This window comes from Collinsella tanakaei (assembly GCF_016900375.1).
Lineage (GTDB): Bacteria > Actinomycetota > Coriobacteriia > Coriobacteriales > Coriobacteriaceae > Collinsella.
This window is the reverse complement of the sequence record NZ_JACJKB010000014.1, coordinates 26,970-45,284: the sequence shown is the minus strand read 5'-3', so window position 1 is coordinate 45,284 and position 18,315 is coordinate 26,970. Positions and strand designations below refer to the sequence as shown.

The 18,315-nt window shown below is 66.2% G+C and carries 14 protein-coding genes; 7 read left to right on the top strand and 7 right to left on the bottom strand.

Annotation, left to right across the window (positions count from 1 at the left end; genetic code table 11):
* The first annotated feature begins 3 nt into the window (after positions 1-3).
* The gene (locus H6A16_RS08840) at positions 4-804 is read left to right on the top strand and encodes an electron transfer flavoprotein subunit beta/FixA family protein (protein ID WP_204618311.1); all 801 of its coding nucleotides are present in this window, start codon (positions 4-6) and stop codon (positions 802-804) included.
* Positions 801-2,003: an FAD-binding protein gene (locus H6A16_RS08835; RefSeq protein ID WP_204618309.1), complete on the top strand. Its 1,203-nt coding sequence runs from the start codon at positions 801-803 to the stop codon at positions 2,001-2,003. The genes H6A16_RS08840 and H6A16_RS08835 overlap by 4 nt, the downstream gene beginning before the upstream one ends.
* Positions 2,004-2,049: 46 nt before the next feature.
* Here the strand turns inward: H6A16_RS08835 and H6A16_RS08830 are convergent, their stop codons facing one another.
* From H6A16_RS08830 to H6A16_RS08815, 4 genes are all read right to left on the bottom strand, one after another.
* Entirely contained in the window at positions 2,050-2,853 is an 804-nt protein-coding gene (locus H6A16_RS08830) for an HD domain-containing protein (protein WP_239458311.1), read from the bottom strand.
* A gap of 181 nt (positions 2,854-3,034) precedes the next feature.
* Entirely contained in the window at positions 3,035-3,355 is a 321-nt protein-coding gene (locus H6A16_RS08825) for a branched-chain amino acid transporter permease (RefSeq protein ID WP_204618304.1), read from the bottom strand.
* Positions 3,352-4,095, bottom strand: a complete 744-nt coding sequence (locus H6A16_RS08820) for an AzlC family ABC transporter permease (RefSeq protein ID WP_204618302.1) — start codon at positions 4,093-4,095, stop codon at positions 3,352-3,354. Before H6A16_RS08820 ends, H6A16_RS08825 begins: the two co-directional genes overlap by 4 nt.
* Positions 4,096-4,339: 244 nt before the next feature.
* Complete coding sequence (locus H6A16_RS08815; protein WP_204618300.1) at positions 4,340-5,092, bottom strand: cyclase family protein; 753 nt, start codon at positions 5,090-5,092, stop codon at positions 4,340-4,342.
* Positions 5,093-5,333: 241 nt separating this feature from the next.
* On the opposite strand from H6A16_RS08815, the gene H6A16_RS08810 reads away from it, so the two are divergent.
* From H6A16_RS08810 to H6A16_RS08800, 3 genes are all read left to right on the top strand, one after another.
* Positions 5,334-6,086 (top strand): DeoR/GlpR family DNA-binding transcription regulator, encoded by a 753-nt coding sequence (locus H6A16_RS08810; protein ID WP_204618298.1) that lies wholly within the window; start codon positions 5,334-5,336, stop codon positions 6,084-6,086.
* Positions 6,087-6,125: 39 nt separating this feature from the next.
* Positions 6,126-7,028 carry a 1-phosphofructokinase gene (pfkB, locus tag H6A16_RS08805; RefSeq protein WP_204618295.1) on the top strand — a complete coding sequence of 301 codons (903 nt, stop codon included), beginning with the start codon at positions 6,126-6,128 and terminating at the stop codon, positions 7,026-7,028.
* A 116-nt stretch (positions 7,029-7,144) separates the two neighbouring features.
* Positions 7,145-9,166 carry a PTS fructose transporter subunit IIABC gene (locus H6A16_RS08800; protein WP_204618293.1) on the top strand — a complete coding sequence of 674 codons (2,022 nt, stop codon included), beginning with the start codon at positions 7,145-7,147 and terminating at the stop codon, positions 9,164-9,166.
* A 141-nt stretch (positions 9,167-9,307) separates the two neighbouring features.
* Here the strand turns inward: H6A16_RS08800 and H6A16_RS08795 are convergent, their stop codons facing one another.
* Entirely contained in the window at positions 9,308-10,702 is a 1,395-nt protein-coding gene (locus H6A16_RS08795) for a TrpB-like pyridoxal phosphate-dependent enzyme (RefSeq protein ID WP_204618290.1), read from the bottom strand.
* Between the two features lie 466 nt (positions 10,703-11,168).
* Positions 11,169-14,906, bottom strand: coding sequence for a phosphoribosylformylglycinamidine synthase (locus tag H6A16_RS08790; RefSeq protein WP_204618288.1), 3,738 nt, complete (start codon positions 14,904-14,906; stop codon positions 11,169-11,171).
* Between the two features lie 245 nt (positions 14,907-15,151).
* On the opposite strand from H6A16_RS08790, the gene H6A16_RS08785 reads away from it, so the two are divergent.
* Positions 15,152-15,982 (top strand): alpha/beta hydrolase, encoded by an 831-nt coding sequence (locus H6A16_RS08785; RefSeq protein ID WP_204618285.1) that lies wholly within the window; start codon positions 15,152-15,154, stop codon positions 15,980-15,982.
* 24 nt (positions 15,983-16,006) lie between these two features.
* Positions 16,007-16,399: a metallopeptidase family protein gene (locus tag H6A16_RS08780; RefSeq protein ID WP_204562628.1), complete on the top strand. Its 393-nt coding sequence runs from the start codon at positions 16,007-16,009 to the stop codon at positions 16,397-16,399.
* A 385-nt stretch (positions 16,400-16,784) separates the two neighbouring features.
* On the opposite strand, the gene H6A16_RS08775 is transcribed toward H6A16_RS08780, so the two are convergent.
* Positions 16,785-18,122, bottom strand: a complete 1,338-nt coding sequence (locus tag H6A16_RS08775) for a homoserine dehydrogenase (protein ID WP_204618282.1) — start codon at positions 18,120-18,122, stop codon at positions 16,785-16,787.
* Positions 18,123-18,315: the final 193 nt, after the last annotated feature.

Genomic DNA, 18,315 nt, shown 5'->3' with positions numbered 1-18,315 from the left:
CCCATGCGGATCGTGGTGTGCGTGAAAGCGGTCCCCTCCACCACGGAGGTCAAGATGGACCCCGTGACCAACACCATCGTGCGCGACGGGCGCCAGGCGGTCGTGAACCCGTTTGACGCCACGGCGCTCGAGCTCGCCCTGCGCATCAAGGACGAGCGCGCCGCGGCGGGTGAGCACGTGGACGTGACCGTGCTGTCGATGGGCATCCCCGACACGGAACGGCTGCTGCGCGACTGCATCGCCCGCGGTGCCGACGACGGTCTTTTGCTTTCGGATCGTGCCTTCGCGGGCGCCGACACGCTTGCGACGGCCTATGCGCTCACCTGCGGCATCGAGAGCATGGGGGCGCCCGTCGATCTTGTTATCTGCGGCAAGATGGCGGTCGATGGCGACACGGCGCAGATCGGTCCCGAGCTTGCCGGCGCACTCGACGTGCCCTGCATCGCGGGGGTCGAGCGCCTGGTCGAGCTGTGCGGGAAGGTTCTGTCCGCCGAGCGGGCAACCGATGCCGGCCGCGAGTTCGTTGAGGTCGAGCTGCCCGCCGTCATCACGGTGGCAAAGGATGCCGCGCAGCTTCGGATGCCGAGCATCGCGGGCGTGCTTGCGGCGGAGGACGCGCCGGTGGCGGTGAGGACGGCCGCCGACGTGAAGGCCGATCCGACGCGCACGGGGCTTGCGGGATCGCCGACGCAGGTGGTCCGTTCGTTCGTTCCTGAGCGCGCCCATGAGGCGGTGCCCGTTGAGGGCACGGCTGCCGAGCAGGCAGCGGCGCTGGCCACGCTGATTGAGGAGGCATGCCGATGAGCGGGTTGATGGTCGATCGCGAGCTGTGCATCGGGTGCGGCCGCTGCGTCAAGGCGTGCGCGTCGGCGGGAATCGAGCTCGTGGGGGAACGGCCGAACCGCTTTGCGCGCCCCACGGATTCCTGCGTGTTCTGCGGGTCGTGCGTCGATGCCTGCCCGGTGGATGCGATCTCGATCGAGAAGGACGAGCGGGCCGATGCCGCCGAGCTCGCGTCGTATGCGGGTATCTGGGTGTTCGCACAGGTCGACGACGAGGGGCGCGTGCTTCCCGTGGCGTTCGAGCTGCTCGGGCGTGCCCGCGAGCTCGCCGCCGAGCGCGGCTGCCGCGTGTCCGCGGTGCTCGGCGAGGGGGCGGAGGCGCCCTCGGCCAACGAGGAGCTGCTGATCGCCGCGGGTGCCGACGAGGTGCTCGTTTGCCGCGACGAGCGGCTTGCCCACCGCGATGCCGAGGTGTTCGCGCGTTGGATTTGCGACCTTGCGCGCCCGCGCAAGCCCGAGGCGATCCTCTACGGCGCGACGGCGTTCGGCCGCGAGCTCGCGCCCGGCGTGGCGGTCCGTCTGCAGACGGGTCTTACCGCCGACTGCACCGTGCTCGCCATGGACCCCGAGACAGGTCTTTTGCAGCAGACGCGCCCCGCGTTCGGCGGCAACCTGATGGCCACGATCGTGTGCCCGGCGCATCGTCCGCAGATGGCGACGGTCCGCCCCGGCGTGTTCGCGGCGCCCGAGTTCGACAGCACGCGGATGGGCACGGTGAGCGAGGTCTCGCTCGACGACAGCGTGGTGCCGCGCGTGCGCGTGCTCGGGTACGAGACTGCCGATGCGGGTGCGTCGATCGCCGATGCCGAGCGCCTGCTGGTCGTCGGTCGCGGCATCGGGTCCAAGAAGAATCTGCCGCTCATGCGCGAGCTCGCAGACGCGCTCGGCGCGAAACTCGGCTGCACCCGCCCGCTCGTGGAGTCGGGTTGGCTCGAGTACCCGCACCAGGTGGGGCAGACCGGCGTGTCGGTGGCGCCCAAGCTGCTGGTGAGCCTCGGCGTGTCCGGCGCCATCCAGCACCTGGCGGGCATCGGCGGTGCCCAGACCGTCATCGCGGTGAACGACGACCCCGACGCTCCGATATTCGGCGCCGCGCACTACAAGGTCGTGGGCGATTGCATCGAGGTGGCCGAGGCGCTTCTCGAGACCCTGCACTCCTAGCAAAAAGGCGACGGTGCGAGCGGATCGTTCCGCTCGCACCGTTTTATTACCGGCGGGTTTGCAGGTAGATGCGCACCTCGTCGCCGATGTGCTCCCAGGTCTCCTGGGTCTTCAGGTCGTCGAAGGGGCGGTCCAGCCCAAAGGGGTCGTCGAGCACGCGGAAGAGGTGGCCCTGCGCGGCGACGGCCCGCTTCGTCTCGGCGAATACGAGCTCGAACACGAAGCAGATGAGGCCGATCAGGTAGTCGGCGGGTTCGTGGCGCTCGCTGCGCTTGAGGCAGCGATGCTCGCTGAACGCCTGAAGGGCCTCGTCGGAAAACCGGCTGGCCAAAAAGGCGCGCTTGTCGACGCCGAGGATCGTCTCCACGCTGCTTTCGTTCACGGTGCGCAGGATGTCCGCTTTATCCGCATCGCGGACGATGTTGCAGAACAGGCGCGTGCGGGCATCGAGGTCGTCGGGCAGGCGAAAGTCGCTGTGGAAACCGACCGCGGCGCGGATGAGATTGTCCTCGTAGCGCTCGTCGGCAAAGCGGCGAATGTTGCCCGGTGCGTCGTCTTCGGTTTCGAAGAGCTCTTGGACGCCTAGCTGGGCGTGGCTTTCGCTCTCGGCATCGCTGAAGGTCTCCCAACGCCGAACTTGCTCAAAACGGCCGATGTCGTGCAAAAGACCGCAGAGCCATGCGAGGTCGACGTTTGCCGCGGGCAGGCCCTCGCTGCGCGCGATGGTGTCGCAGAGCGTCGCGACGCGGCGGGTGTGCTCGATCTTGAGTGCGATGCGGGGGTTGGCGGCGTCGTAGGGTGCGACGTATTCGTAAAACGCGTCGAGTGCGCGCGGGCGATCGATATCCATGCGGCTCATCTCCCAGGGCCACGGCGTCAAGGGGCGCCGTGGCCTCAACCGTCTGTAGAAGTCGAGCTTTGATTGTAGGCAATGTACGGGCCGGATGTCCATTTTCAGGACGGAGATGTTTTGGGACATTGCGCGGTGCGCCGCGCAATGTCCCAAAACATCTCCGTCCTGAAAATGGACATCACCAGACAAGGTTCACGAGGAGCATGTAGGAGGCGGTGCCGGTGAGGATCGCCCACAGCATGTCGCGGCGCCAGAGGTAGATGCCGCCGGTGACAAGGATGCCGATCGCCTCGGGTGCGCCATGCGACCCGGCAAGAACGTCAACGTCCTTCAGGCAGTAGATTACAAGCATGCCGAAGATGGCGCCGGGCAGCACGTCTCCGAGATAGCGGATGAAGCGAGGGGCACCATGGCGGAACGCGAAGAAGGGAAGGAAGCGCGTGAGCACGGTGGCGGCGCCGGCGATGAGCACGGTGGCGATCTGCTGGAGCGTCGTCATGCGGCACCGCTCCCGTCCGCGGCGGGGGCGTCATCGGAGCTGTAGATGCTTTCAAGTCGCGGTCGTAGAACGGCCATCACGGCGAGGATGATCAGCATCGCGGGAATCAAAAAGCCGTCCGCCCCGAAGAGGACGAGCGCCAGCGCGGACGCCGCGAGGCCGGTAAGCGAGCTCACGTGGCTTTTCTCCTGCAGCCACTGATCGAGGAAGATGACGACGCACAGGGCCGTCATCGCAAACGATATGCCCTCGATATCGAGGGGGATCATGTTGCCGAACACGCCGCCCAGTGTGCAGCCGAGCACCCAGGAGGCCTGGTTGAGCAGGCTCACGAACAGCATGAACCAGCCGCGGTCGATTCTTTCGGGCACATGGGCGCCGTAGTTGATGGAAAACGACTCATCGCATAGGGCGTAGATGAGATAGGGCTTCTTGCGCCCCATGCCCGCGAAGGGCTTGAGCATCGATAGGCCGTAGAACAGATGGCGCGCCTGCACGACGAGGATCACCGCGAAGGTCGTGAGCGGGTCGAAGACGCCGGGCAGCATGGACGCCACGACGAACTCGGCCGAGCCGCCGAAGATGGCGATGGACATGAACGTGGGCATCCACCAGGGCAGGCCGAGCGAGCTCGCGTACATGCCGCAGGTGATGCCGAGGAAGATGAATCCCACCATGATAGGGAAGGAAAGCGGCAGCGCCTGCCTGAAGGCCGCCGTCTTGGTGCCTGTCGGCTGCATGCCCCTCCCTTCGACGTGGTTTGCGCCCGGTTGTGCGCCCTATTGCGAACAATGGTCACAAGGATAGCGCAAGGTGACGGGTCGTGGAGGTGATGGGCGCGCCTCGTTGGCGGGCAAGAGCGAAACCATGGGTTTGTACCGTTTAAGAGCCTCTATACGGTACAAACCCATGGTTTCGATGCAGGGGTCCTCCCGCCCGCATGCCCGTCGATTGACGGGTCGCTCGCGGGCGGGACGTTGGCGTTTATTCGAATACGGCGACGACCCGGGCGGGAAGGCCCGTGGCGCCCTCGATGCGCGGCCAGCTCACGAACACGATGGCGCCCGTGGCGGGCACCTTGTCGAGGTTCGCCATGACCTCGACCTGCAGGTGGCCGTGGTCGAGCACCCAGCGCTCGCAGGCAAGGTCGTCGGCCTCGGCCGCCAGATACGACGCGTCGGTGTCAAAGGTCTCGTGACCGTTCATGGCGATGCCGCGCTCCTCATAGAGGAACTGCAGCGCGGGCATCGACCAGCCAGGGCAGTGCTCGCCGCCGTTTTCGTCGAAGTTGTTGAGCGCGTCGTTGTCGGGCCAGCGGAGGTGCCAGTCGGTGCGCAGCGCCACAAACGCGCCCTCGGGAATGCGGCCGTGCTCGGCCTCCCACGTCTCGATATCGGCGACATCGATGGCGACATCCGGTCCCTGTTCGGCGATCTTGGGCGTGAGGTCGATCACGACGAGCGGCATGGCCATATCGGCGGCACCGTAGGCCTCCGAGCCCACCGCACCGGGCGTGAAGTGGCTCGGGAAGTCGACATGCGTGCCGAACTGCCCGGGGAACTTGTAGGTGTGGATACGGCAGGAAAGCATCTCCTCGTCGTAGTCGAACACCGTGCGGCAGAGCTCGACCGAGCCCTCCGGGATGCCCGCCCAATACGGGCTGTCGTCGGTGAGGGGATGGGAGAGCTCCACCCAGTGGCAGCTCTTCAGTTTGGCGAGGTCGGACCACAGGCTCATGGGATGTCCTTTCTCGTGAGGGGCATGTTGTCAGGTCTTTTGATGGTACCAAGCGCCCCGTCCCAACTGTCACGCTGGGTTCCGTAACCGTTCGCGGGCATAAATCGACCGTTCATCCATGGTGACCGATTTTGAACGAACGTGACCAATTCTGGTGCTATTCTCTCGTTGTGAACGAATTAGAATGGTTTTGGATGGTTTTGACAGATTCCATCCACGGGACACGATGAGAGGAGCGCAGATGCTTGCAGAAGACCGCCTTGAGAAGATCGTCGCCTTGGTCAACGAACACGGATCGATCACCGCAACCGATCTCATGCAGCTGCTGGACGCCTCCGAGTCCACCATTCGTCGCGACCTCACGCGTCTGGCGCAGATGGGTCGCATCGTGAAGGTCCGCGGAGGAGCCACCGCGGTCACCCGCACGGTCGTTTCCTCAGACCAGACCGTCTACGAGAAGTACAGCGTGCGTCTGGAGGAGAAGACCGCCATCGCGCGCTTCGCCGCTACGCTCATCGGTCCCGACGACTTCGTCTACATCGATGCCGGCTCCACGACCGAGCGCCTCGTCGATTTCATCACCGAGACGCGCGCCACGTATTTCACCAACTCCATCTCTGCAGCCCACACTCTGCTGTCCAAGGGCTGCCGGGTGCTCGTCCCCGCAGGCGAGCTCAAGCCCGTCACCGAGGCGCTGGTAGGCGAGCAGACGGTGGAGGTCCTGGGGCGCTATCACTTCACCATCGGGTTCTTCGGCACCAACGGCGCGACGCCCGACGAGGGCTTCACCACGCCCGAGACGGGGGAGGCTCTCGTCAAGTCGACGGCTCTTGCCCAGACGCTCCGTCCGTACGTGCTGTGCGACTCCAGCAAGTTCTCCATGGTCTCGCCGGTCACGTTCGCCGATTTCGACGATGCGACGATTGTGACCGAGGCCCTTCCGCCCGACTTCGAAGAGTATTCGAACATCATCGTGGCATCTGCCGCCGCGTGATTATCCGCATAATCGGTCCCAAGCAAAGGAGCAGCCCCCATGATCTACACCGTGACCTTCAACCCCTGCCTCGACTACGTCGTGAGCGTCGACAACCTGACGCTCGGCGCGGTCAACCGCGTCTCGCGCGAGACCGTGATGGCGGGCGGCAAGGGCGTGAACGTCTCGATCGTGCTCAAGAACTTGGGTCATGCAAGCTGCGCCTGGGGCTTCCTCGCCGGCTTCACGGGTGACGAGATCGCGCGCCGCCTGCGCACCATGGGCATCGACACCGATTTCATCTCGGTGCGCGAGGGCATGAGCCGCATCAACGTCAAGGTCAAGGCTGCCGAGGAGACCGAGATCAACGGCATCGGACCGGCCATCACCGACGCCGACGTCGAGGCGCTCTACGCCAAGATCGATCAGCTGACCGCAGATGACATCCTTATCGTGTCGGGCAGCGTGCCGGCAACGATGCCCGGTGACATCTACGAGCGCATCCTGGCGCGCCTCGACGGTCGCGGTGTGCGCATCGTCGTCGACGCGACACGCGACCTGCTGGTGAACGTCCTGCCGTTCCATCCGTTCCTCATCAAGCCCAACAACCACGAGCTGGGCGAGATCTTCGACGTCGAGCTGAAGACGCGCGAGGACGTGGTTCCGTATGCCCGAAAGCTGCAGGAGCGCGGCGCGCGCAACGTGCTCGTCTCCATGGCGGGGGAGGGCGCCGTGCTCGTCACCGAGGACGGCGATGTGATCGAAAGCCCCTCACCCAAGGGCACCGTGGTTAACTCCGTGGGCGCGGGCGACTCGATGGTGGCTGGCTTCGTCGCCGGCTACCTGGAGAGCGACGGCTCGTTCGAACAGGCGTTCCGCATGGGCGTGTGCACGGGGTCGGCCAGCGCGTTCTCGCTGGGTCTGGCCACGCGCGACCAGGTCGAGGAGCTGCTCGCCCGCTAGCGTTCCAGCGTGCCGTCGCGTCCGACGGGCGGCACGATGAGATCCATATCCATCGTTGTAGACAATCCGTCCTCCCGGGCGGTGGGGCCGGCCTGTGCCGGGGAAAGGGGTAAACCATGAAAATCACCGAGTTGCTGAAGAAAGACGGGGTGAAACTGGGCGTTGTCGCCGCCACGCAGGCGGAGGCTATCGACGAACTCGTCGACCTGCAGGTCGCATGCGGTGCGGTGAACGATCGCGCGAAGTACCGCCAGGCGGTTCTCGACCGTGAGGCTCAGTTCTCCACCGCGGTGGGAGAGGGCATCGCCATCCCGCACGCCAAGACCGCGGCCGTGTCCAAGGCGGGGCTCGTGGCCATCACGGTGCCCGCGGGCGTGGACTGGAAGGCGCCGGATGGCAAGCCCTCCGACCTCATCTTCCTGATCGCCGCGCCGGATACGCAGGCCAACGTCCACCTCGAGGTGCTGGCCAAGCTGTCCGCGCTGCTCATGCATGCCGATTTCGCCGCCGCGCTGCGCGCTGCCAAGACCCCCGAGGAGTTCCTGGCAGCAATCGACAAGGCGGAGGCGGAGCACGATGCCGAGCAGGCTGCCAAGGAGGCCAAGGCCGCTGCCGCCAAGGCCGCGCGCGAGGCCGCCGCGGCTGACGCCGGCGCCGCTGCCGATACGGGCCTGCCGCAGGTGCTTGCCATCACCGCATGCCCCACGGGTATCGCGCACACCTACATGGCCGCCGAGAACCTCGAGAAGGTCGCCGAGCAGATGGGCGTGACCATCAAGGTCGAGACCCAGGGCTCCGTGGGCACCAAGAACGCCCTCACCGCCGAGGAGATCGCCGCCTGCCGCGGCATCATCATCGCCGCCGACAAGGGCATCGAGCTCGGCCGCTTCAACGGCAAGCCGCTCTACTCCACGAACGTGTCGGCGGGCATCAACGACGCCGAGAAGCTCATCAACATCATCATGAACGGCGAGGCGCCCATCTGCCATGCTGAGGGCGGCGCTTCCGCTCCCGCGGCGTCCGGCGCCACCGAGAGCCTGGGCTCCACCGTGTACAAGCACCTCATGAACGGCGTTTCCCACATGCTGCCGTTCGTCGTGGGCGGCGGTATCCTCATGGCCATCTCGTTCCTGCTTGACCAAGCGGGTATGGGCACAGCGAGCTACGGCTCCTCGACGCCGCTCGCAGCCTTCTTCAACCTGGTGGGCAACCAGGCCTTCAACTTCATGCTGCCGATTCTTGCCGGCTACATCTCGATGTCCATCGCCGACCGTCCGGGTTTGGCGCCGGGCTTCGTGGGCGGCTGGATCGCCAAGCAGGGCTACACGCTCGGCTACCTCGCCACGGCTATGGACGCCGAGGCCCAGGGCGCACTCATCTCCGGCGGCTTCATCGCCGCGCTGTTCGCGGGCTTTGCCGCCGGCTATATCACCTACGGCATCGAGAAGGCCTGCGACAGGCTGCCCGATTCGCTCGAGGGCATCAAGCCGGTGCTGCTCTATCCGCTGATCTCGATCTTCCTCATCGGCCTCGTGATGCTCGCTCTGAACCCGATTTTCGGTGCCATCAACGCGTGGCTCTCGAGCGCCCTTGCCGGCATGGGCACCGGTAACATGGTGCTTCTGGGCGCTGTTGTCGGCGGCATGATGTCCGTCGACATGGGCGGCCCGTTCAACAAGGCTGCCTACGTCTTCGGCACCGCGATGCTTGCGGACGGCACCTCCACCGGCCAGATCATCATGGCTTCCGTCATGGTGGGCGGCATGGTTCCGCCGATTGCCATCGCGCTCTCCACGACGATCTTCAAGAACCGCTGGAGCTCCGCCGACCGCAAGGCGGGCGTGGTGAACTACATCATGGGCCTGTCGTTCATCACCGAGGGTGCGATCCCCTATGCCGCCGCCGACCCCGGTCGTGTGCTTCCCTCCTGCATCATCGGCTCTGCGCTTGCCGGCGCCATCTCCGCCGCCTTCGGCTGCACGAGCCCCGCACCCCACGGTGGCGCCTGGGTCATCGCCGTTATCGGCAACCCGGTCATGTACCTCGCCGCGCTGGCGATCGGCGCCGTGGTGGCCTGCCTGATCCTGTCGTTCCTCAAGAAGCCGCTGCCGGCAGAGGAGGCGGGTCTCGCTAAGTAGGGCGGACGCGAAAGCGAAAACCCCTCAAGAGAAGGGCGGTCGAACCGAGTTCGGCCGCCCTTTTTGCGCGAATGCCCCAGCGTGACCAAGGGGATCCGCACGGCCGGGCCGTCGCGTATAAAACCCGGCCGTGCAGGCACGTTACTGAATGCCCGGGTTGCTCGGGATCGTGGCGAAGCCGCGCTCGAGCTCCTCGTCGGTGGGGATATAGTCCTCGAGCTCGCCGCGGTTGAACTTGTCGTAGGCGACCATGTCGAAATAGCCCGTGCCCGTAAGGCCGAAGAGGATGGTCTTCGCCTCGCCGGTCTCGCGGCAGGCCTCCGCCTCGCGCATGGCTGCGAGGATGGCGTGCGCGCTCTCGGGCGCGGGCAGGATGGTCTCCAGCTTGGCGAACTGCTCCGCCGCAGCGAAGACATCGGTCTGCCGCACGGCGATGGCCTCCAGATACCCGTCGTGCTTGAGCTGGCTCACGATGGGGCTCATGCCGTGGTAGCGAAGGCCGCCCGCATGGTCGGGATTGGGAATGAAGCCGTTGCCGAGCGTGTACATCTTGCACAGGGGGCAGGTCTGGCCGGTATCGGCGAAGTCGTAGGCAAAGCGCCCGCGCGTGAGCGAGGGGCAGCTTGCCGGCTCGACGGCCACGAAGCGCGTGTCGGGCCGCGCGCCGGTGAGCTTGTCGCGCATAAAGGGGGCGATAAGCCCGCCGAGGTTCGAGCCGCCGCCGGCGCAGCCGATGACGATGTCGGGGTACTCACCGAGCTCGTGCATGGCCTCGTAGCTCTCCAAGCCGATGATCGACTGGTGCAACACGACCTGGTTCAGCACCGATCCCAGCTGGTAGCGGCCCTTGTTCTGCGGTACGTTGAGCGCGCGTTCGACGGCCTCGGAGATGGCGGTGCCCAGCGACCCGGAGTTCGTGGGGTCGGCGGCGAGCATGCGGCGCCCGACCTCGGTGGTGTCGGAGGGGGAGGGCGTCACGCGGGCGTTGAAGGTCTCCATGACGTTGCGGCGGAAGGGCTTCTGCTCGTAGGAGCACTTGACCATGAAGACATCGAGGTCAAGGCCGTAGTGCGCGCAGGCCTCAGCAAGCGCGGTGCCCCACTGGCCGGCTCCCGTCTCGGTGGTCACGTTGGTCAGGCCCTGCGCCTTGGCGTAGTAGGCCTGCGCGATGGCCGAGTTGAGCTTGTGGGAACCCGAGGTGTTGTTGCCCTCGAACTTGTAGTAGATCTTCGCCGGGGTGTTGAGTGCCCGCTCGAGGTTGTAGGCGCGCACGAGCGGGCTCGGGCGGTAGACGCGATACATCTCGAGCACCGGTTCGGGAATGTCGAAATAGGGGGTCGTGTCGTCGAGCTCCTGGGCGATCAGCTCGTCGGCGAACACCGGGGCGATATCCGCGGCGGTTGCCACCTGGCCGTTCGGCAGGCGCATGGGCTCGGGTTTGTTGGGCATGTCGGCGCGCAGGTTGTACCAACGGCGTGGAATCTGGTCCTCGGTCAGGTGCAGGCGATAGGGGGTGCGGGCGGTCTGGGCGCTCATGGCGGTTCCTTTCTGAAGAACGTATCTCGTGGTCGTCGACTGTCTGAAAATCGGGGGTGCGAGCCGGCAGAAGCGCTCGCGCTTCGCGAAGGGCCGCATTCCTGCTGCGCGCCTGCAGACGGCCCGAACGCAAAAAGGGCTTCCGGATCGCCCGGAAGCCCTGTAAGCGCGATATGCGATAAGGCCGGCTGCTAATCCGAAAGACGAGATATGGAGTTGTTCCACCACCACGCGGCAGCAACCGGCTGCGCCGTGAACGCGAAGCGCATGTGAGCCGTGTAGGTCATGGAATCCTCCTCGTCCTGTGGCTGGCCTATCCAGCCATCGGATTGCAGTCACTATAGCATGCTAAAGTACGTTCTGGCTATATGTGATCGGCTGGAAACAATATGCACGATCGGTGTCCGTTGAACCAAAAAGCGGGCCTCCCGAGGGAGACCCGCTTGCATATCGGCTGTCGCGCGCCCTACGCGAAGTAGGCGACGCCGGACTCGAAGATCGGCATGAACTTCTCGCCGGGGACGTTGGCGTACAGGCCCTCGCCGCGGCGCTCCACATGGCCCATCTTGCCGAAGACGCGGCCGTCGGGGCTCGTGATGCCCTCGATGGCGCACACGGAACCGTTGGGGTTCACGTCGAGGTCCATGGACGGTACGCCGGCCTCGTCCACGTACTGCGTGGCGATCTGGCCGCCGGCCACGAGCTTGGCGAGCACGTCGTCGTTGGCGACGAAGCGGCCCTCGCCGTGGGAGATGGCGACGGTGTAGGTATCGCCGGGCGTGCAGGCGGACAGCCAGGGCGACAGGTTGGAGGCCACGCGCGTGTGCACCAGGCGGCTCTGATGGCGGCCGATGGTGTTGAACGTCAGCGTCGGGGCGTCGGGCGTGGCGTCGACGATGTCGCCGTACGGCACGAGGCCGAGCTTCACGAGCGCCTGGAAGCCGTTGCAGATGCCGAGCATAAGGCCGTCGCGGTTCTGCAGCAGGTCGCGCACGGCCTCAGTGACCTCGGGGGCGCGGAAGAACGCCGTGATGAACTTGGCGGAGCCGTCGGGCTCGTCGCCGCCGGAGAAGCCACCGGGGATCATGACGATCTGGCTCTCGCGGATGCGGCGCGCCAGCTCATGGGTGCTCTCGGCAACGGCCTCGGGCGTGAGGTTGTTGATCACGAAGGTGTCGGCCGCGGCGCCCGCGGTGCGGAAGGCGCGGGCGGAGTCGTACTCACAGTTGTTGCCCGGGAACACGGGGATGATCACGCGCGGGCGCGCGAACTTCTCGCCGGTATACACGTGCGGGGCATCGCATGCGAAGGTGACGGGCTCCACGGCAGGCAGGTCGGCATCGGCGGGCGTGCGGTAGGGGAACACGCCCTCGAGGGCGCTCTCCCAGGCTTCCTGCAGCTCGGCGAGGTCGATGGTTTCGTTGGCGGTGTCGAGCACATAGGCCTCGACGGTGGTGCCGAGCGGCTCGATGACGAGGCCCTCGGGCGCGTTCTCGAGCAGGGCGTCGGCGTCGTCGGAAAGCTCGATCACGAAGCTGCCGTACATCGGCTCGAAGAGGCTGTCAATGTCGACGTCCTCGGCGAGCTCCAGGCCGATCTGATTGCCGAGGCTCATCTTGAACAGGGCCTCGGCGGTGCCGCCGTAGCCGGGCGTGGAGATGGCGAGCGCCGCACCGGAGTCGGCGAGCTTCTCCACGAGCGCGAAGGCGTCGAGCAGCTGGGCCACGTCGGGACGCCAGTCCTCGCCGTAGGTTGCCGGCGCGATGCGCACGACACGGTGCGTGATGCCCTTGAACTCGGGCGACACGGCACCGTCGGCGCGGCCGACGGCCACGGCGAAGCTCACGAGCGTGGGCGGTACGTCCAGGTCCTCGAACGAGCCGGACATGGAGTCCTTGCCGCCGATGGCGCCGATGCCCAGGTCGACCTGGGCCATGAGGGCGCCCAGCACCGCGGCGACGGGCTTGCCCCAGCGCTCGGGCTCGGTGCGCAGACGCTCGAAGTACTCCTGGAAGGTGAGGTAGGCGCTCTCGTGCGCGAAGCCGGCGGCCACGAGCTTGGCCACGGACTCCACGACGGACAGATAGGCGCCCGCGAACTGGTCCTTCTCCATCAGGAACGGATTGAAGCCCCAGGCCATAGCGGAGGCCGTGGTGGTCTCGCCGTCGACGGGGAACTTGGCGACCATGGCCTCGGCGGGGGTGAGCTGGGTCTTACCGCCGAAGGGCATGAGCACGGTCGCCGCGCCGATGGTGGAGTCGAAGCGCTCGGACAGGCCCTTGTTGGAGCACACGTTGAGGTCGGTGACGAGGCTCGTCATGCGCTCGGCGAGCGTCGTGCCCTCCCAAGCGGGCTGCCACACGGAGCGGGCCTCCACGTGCGCCGCCTGGTGCTTAGGCGCACCGTTGGACGCCAGGAACTCGCGGGTGAGGTCGACGATGGCCACGCCCTGCCAGGCCATGCGGACGCGCGGCTCGTGGGTGACCTCGGCGATCACGGTCGCCTCGAGGTTCTCCTCGGCGGCGTAGCCCATGAACTCGTCGACGTCGTCCTCGGCCACGGCAACGGCCATGCGCTCCTGGGACTCGGAGATGGCGAGCTCGGTGCCGTCGAGGCCCTCGTACTTCTTGGTCACCTGGTCGAGGTCGATGTACAGGCCGTCGGCGAGCTCGCCCACGGCGACGGACACGCCGCCCGCGCCGAAGTCGTTGCAGCGCTTGATGAGGCGGCAGGCGTCGCCGCGGCGGAACAGGCGCTGCAGCTTGCGCTCCATGGGGGCGTTGCCCTTCTGGACCTCGGCACCGTCCTTCTCGATGGACTCGACGTTGTGCGCCTTGGACGAACCGGTGGCGCCGCCGATGCCGTCGCGGCCGGTGCGGCCGCCGAGCAGGATGATCTTGTCGCCGGGCGCGGGGCACTCGCGGCGCACGTGGTCGGCCGGCGTGGCGCCCACGACGGCGCCGATCTCCATGCGCTTGGCCACGTAGCCGGGGTGGTAGAGCTCGGAGACCTGGCCGGTGGCCAGACCGATCTGGTTGCCGTAGCTGGAATAGCCGGCCGCGGCGGTGGTCACGAGCTTGCGCTGCGGCAGCTTGCCGGCGAGCGTCTCGGACACGGGCACGGTCGGGTCGGCCGCGCCGGTCACGCGCATCGCCTGGTACACATAGCTGCGGCCGGAGAGCGGGTCGCGGATGGCGCCGCCGATGCAAGTCGCCGCGCCGCCGAAGGGCTCGATCTCGGTCGGGTGGTTGTGGGTCTCGTTCTTGAACAGGAAGAGCCAGTCCTGGTCCTCGCCGTCGACGTCGACGGTCACGCGCACGGTGCAGGCGTTGATCTCCTCGGACTCGTCGAGGTTCTTGAGCTGGCCGATCTTCTTGAGGTACTTGGCGCCGATGGTGCCCATGTCCATGAGGCAGACGGGCTTCTCGTCGCGGCCGAGCTCATGGCGGATCTCCATGTAGCGGTCGAAGGCGGCCTGGACGACCTCGTCGTCGATCGCGACGTCGGTGAGCACGGTGCCGAAGGTGGTGTGGCGGCAGTGGTCGGACCAGTAGGTATCGATCACGCGGATCTCGGTGATGGTCGGGTCGCGGCCCTCGTCGAGGAAGTACTGCTGGCAAAACGCGATGTCGGCCTCGTCCATGGCAAGACCGCGCTCGGCGATGAAGGCCGCCAGCTCCTCGGGCGAGAGCTCACGGAAGCCGTCGAGCACCTCGACGGGCTCGGGATCGGGGACCTCGGTGGTGAGCGTCTCGGGCTTCTCGAGGCTGGCGAGACGCGCCTCGACGGGGTTGACCACGTAGTGCTTGATGGCGTCGACATCCGCATCGGAAAGGCTGCCGGTCAGGATGTAGACCTTGGCGGAGCGTACGGTGGGGCGCTCGCCCTGGCTGATGAGCTGGATGCACTCGCTCGCGGAGTCGGCGCGTTGGTCGAACTGGCCGGGCAGGAACTCGACGGCGAACACGGTCGCGCCGGGCACGTCGGGCAGCTCGTCGTAGGTGACGTCGACCTGGGGCTCCGAGAACACTACGGGCGTGCAGCGCGCGAACAGCTCCTCGTCGGCGCCCTCCACGTCGTAGCGGTTGAGGAGACGCAAGCCGTCGAGGCCGCTGATGCCGAGGATGCTCGTCAGCTCCGCCTTGAGCTGCGATGCCTCGACGTCAAAGCCGGGCTTCTTCTCCACATAGATGCGTGAGACCATTGAATCCTGCCTTCCTGTACGGATGTGGCCGTGGGTTCCGCGCGGCAGCGGCTGCCGGAGGCGCTTGCTCCCGGTACCTTGAGCCGCACGGTGTGCTAACCCTTCCATGATACGACAGGCGAAGGTCTGCGGGCGCGTGAGCCGGGGAGGGGCACATCGTTGCCAGAATGTGCGGGCATGCGGCTGCTTGAGGTGCGACCGTCTGGGTATCTTTATTCCTATCGACAACAGAACGGGAGCCATCCATGCGATTCGAGACCATCGAGCTGCCTCGTCAGCCCTACGGCAAAAAGACCCCCACGATGACGCTGTATCTTCAGGACAACATCCCCGTGCAGGCCGGACGTCTGCGCCCCGCGGTGATCATCTGCCCCGGAGGCGGTTACCAGCGCTGCTCGGAGCGCGAGGCGGAGCCCATCGCGCTCGCGTTTTTGGCTCGCGGCTACCAGGCGTTCGTGGTCGACTACACCGTGCTCGACCATGCGGAGGCAGCGCGCGGCACGGCGCTGCTGCCCTATCCGCTCTACGACCTCGCGCATGCCGTGGCTACGGTGCGCGCACATGCGGAGGAGTGGTCGGTCGACGAGGACCGCATCGCGCTCGTCGGCTTCTCGGCGGGAGCGCACCTGTGCGCCGCGTACTCCGCCGTCTCGCGTCGTCTGAGCTTTCCCTTCGAGGCGGATTGCGCGATGCGCGACATCTCCGTGGCGGCGCAGGTGCTGTGCTATCCCGTGATCGACTTCTCGCTCGGCTGGCCGGATGACGAGGTCATCGCGCGTGCCCTGTGTGTCGACGGCGAGCTCGATGCGGTGCAGAACCTTGTGGACCGCGATACGCCGCGCACTTTTATATGGCACACCGCGGCCGATGCCTTCGTGCCGCCGGCCAACACCTTCGCCTATGCCGAGGCACTCGATCGGGCGGGTGTGGACTTCGATTGCCATGTGTTCCACCGCGGCCGCCATGGGCTTTCGCTTGCCACCGAGCAGACCGGCGCCGATGAGGCTCATCTCGACGAGCATGTTGCGCGTTGGATCGATCTTGCCGTCGAGTGGCTCGAGGAGGACCACCGCTAGCGTGGGCGCAGGAAGGATTACCGTATGTACCGCATGACCGACGAGGAGTTCGAAGGCATCGTTTCCGACGCGCTGGATAGCATCCCGGACCATCTGTTCGAGGCGTTGGAGAACGTCATCGTCACCGTGGCGGATGAGCCCGATGACGATCAGCTTGCCGCCATGGACAGCGACGGGGCAGAGGTATGCGACGACGAGCTTCTGGGGCTCTATGACGGCCTGCCGCTCACCGAGCGCGGCGCGTACTACGGCGAGGGCGACCTGCCGGATGTCATCACGATCTTCAAGGGGCCGCACGAGCGCTGCTTCGAGGGGCGCGAGCGCGTGCACGAGGAGGTTCGCAAGACCGTGATCCACGAGGTCGGGCACTACTTCGGCAACGACGAGGCCATGCTCGAGGAGATGGGCTACCGCTAGGGACGCCGGCCGTCTGCTGCCGGCAGGTGCGATTCATTATCTGACGGCAGGGCCACGGTTATATGCGGCGACTCCGCCGCATATAACCGTGGCCCTGCGGGTGAGGTGTCAAATCCGGGACTTTTGAGATATCTCATCAAATCGGTGGGTTTCTGACCGCGCCAAAACATCCAAAAGTATGCAAAACATTCGTCATTAACGCAGGTAAATTAAAAACTCTATGCAGCCGGTGTGATCGAGCAACTTCGGGCTGATTGCAACCCTCTCAAAAGTCGCGAATTTGGTACCGCCAGGTCTCGGAGAACGCTTTTCGTCGGAAAAACCCGCGTCCGGCTGGCTGGCCGGACGCGGGCTGGGCATGCAAGGGGGTTGCGCCGTCGCGGGCCTACTCGTTCGCCTCGGCGCCTTCCGCCCAGGCGTCTACGTCCTCGATGCGGATGACGCTCGCCACCTCGCGAACGGGGTCGAGCGCCTCGAGGTCGGCGCGCAGCGCCTGCAGGTCGCGCTCGGATGCCGTGTGGGTGAGGAACACGACAGAGCACTTCGTGCCGTCGCCGTCGTGCAGCTGGTTGATAGTCGAGATCGATACGCCGTGGCGCGCGAACGCGTCGACCACCGGGGCCAGCGTGCCGACCTCGTCGGTGACCACGAGGCGAATGTAGTAACGGGTGGACAGGTCGTCGATGGAGCGCAGCGGCAGCACGCGGTCGAACGGCTCGATCTCGGCCTGCACCTGCTCGTTGTGGCTGATGGCGTCGGCGAGCTCGAGCACGTCACCCACCACGGCGCTCGCGGTGGGGAAGGAGCCGGCGCCCGCTCCGTAGAACATGGTCTCGCCCACGGCGTCACCGACGACGTACACGGCGTTCATGGCGCCGTTCACGCTGGCGAGCATGTGGTCGGCGGGAATCATGGTGGGGTGCACGCGCACGTCGACGCCGTCAGCCGTGTTGCGGGCGATGCCCAGCAGCTTGACCACGTAGCCCAGGCTGCGCGCCTGCTCGATGTCGGCCGCGGACACCTTGCGGATGCCCTCCTGGAACACGTCGTCGGTGGTCACGCGGGTGTGGAACGCGATGGACGAGAGGATGGCCACCTTGCTCGCGGCGTCGAAGCCGTCGACATCGGCGGTGGGGTCGGCCTCGGCGTAGCCCAGGCGCTGCGCGTCGGCGAGCACCTCGTCGAAGTCGAGGCCCTCGGCGTCCATGCGCGAGAGAATGTAGTTGGTGGTGCCGTTCAGGATGCCGGCCACCGTGAGGATCTCGTTGCCCACGAGCGCGTGCTCGAGCGCGTTGACGATGGGGATGCCGCCGCCCGCGGAGGCCTCGCAGCGAATCTGCACGCCGTTCTCGGCGGCGAGCTTGGCCAGGCGCTCGACATGGCGGCCGAGCAGGGCCTTGTTGGCGGATACCATGTGCTTGCCGCTGGTGAGCGCCGCCTCGAAGATCTCGGTGGCGGGGTGGTCGCCGCCGATGAGCTCGATGACGATGTCGATGTCGGGGTCGGCCACAACATCGTGCCAGTCGGTCGTGAAGTTCTCGGGTGCGATGCCGAGCTGGGCCGCGCGCTCGGGCTCGAGCGCGCTTGCGAGCTTGATGCGCACGTCGATGCCGTACGCCTTCAGATACTCGTCGCGATGGCGGGCAATGAGGCGGGCAACACCGCCGCCCACGGTGCCCAGGCCGATGAGGCCGACGTTTACGGTGCGCGCGGTCTTGTCCATGGTGTCTCCTTCGCCGTGATGAATTGGGTTGAACATGTTCCATCATGTGGACGCAAGCGGAGCTTTTTGCATACACGCGCGCGGTGTAACGAAGATGTAACAGAGGTGTTGACCCGCAAGTTTGCAACGAAAGGGCAGGTTGATTCGCTGGCGTTCAAAGTAAGCCGCGCACCAGCGTATTAACGTCAAACAC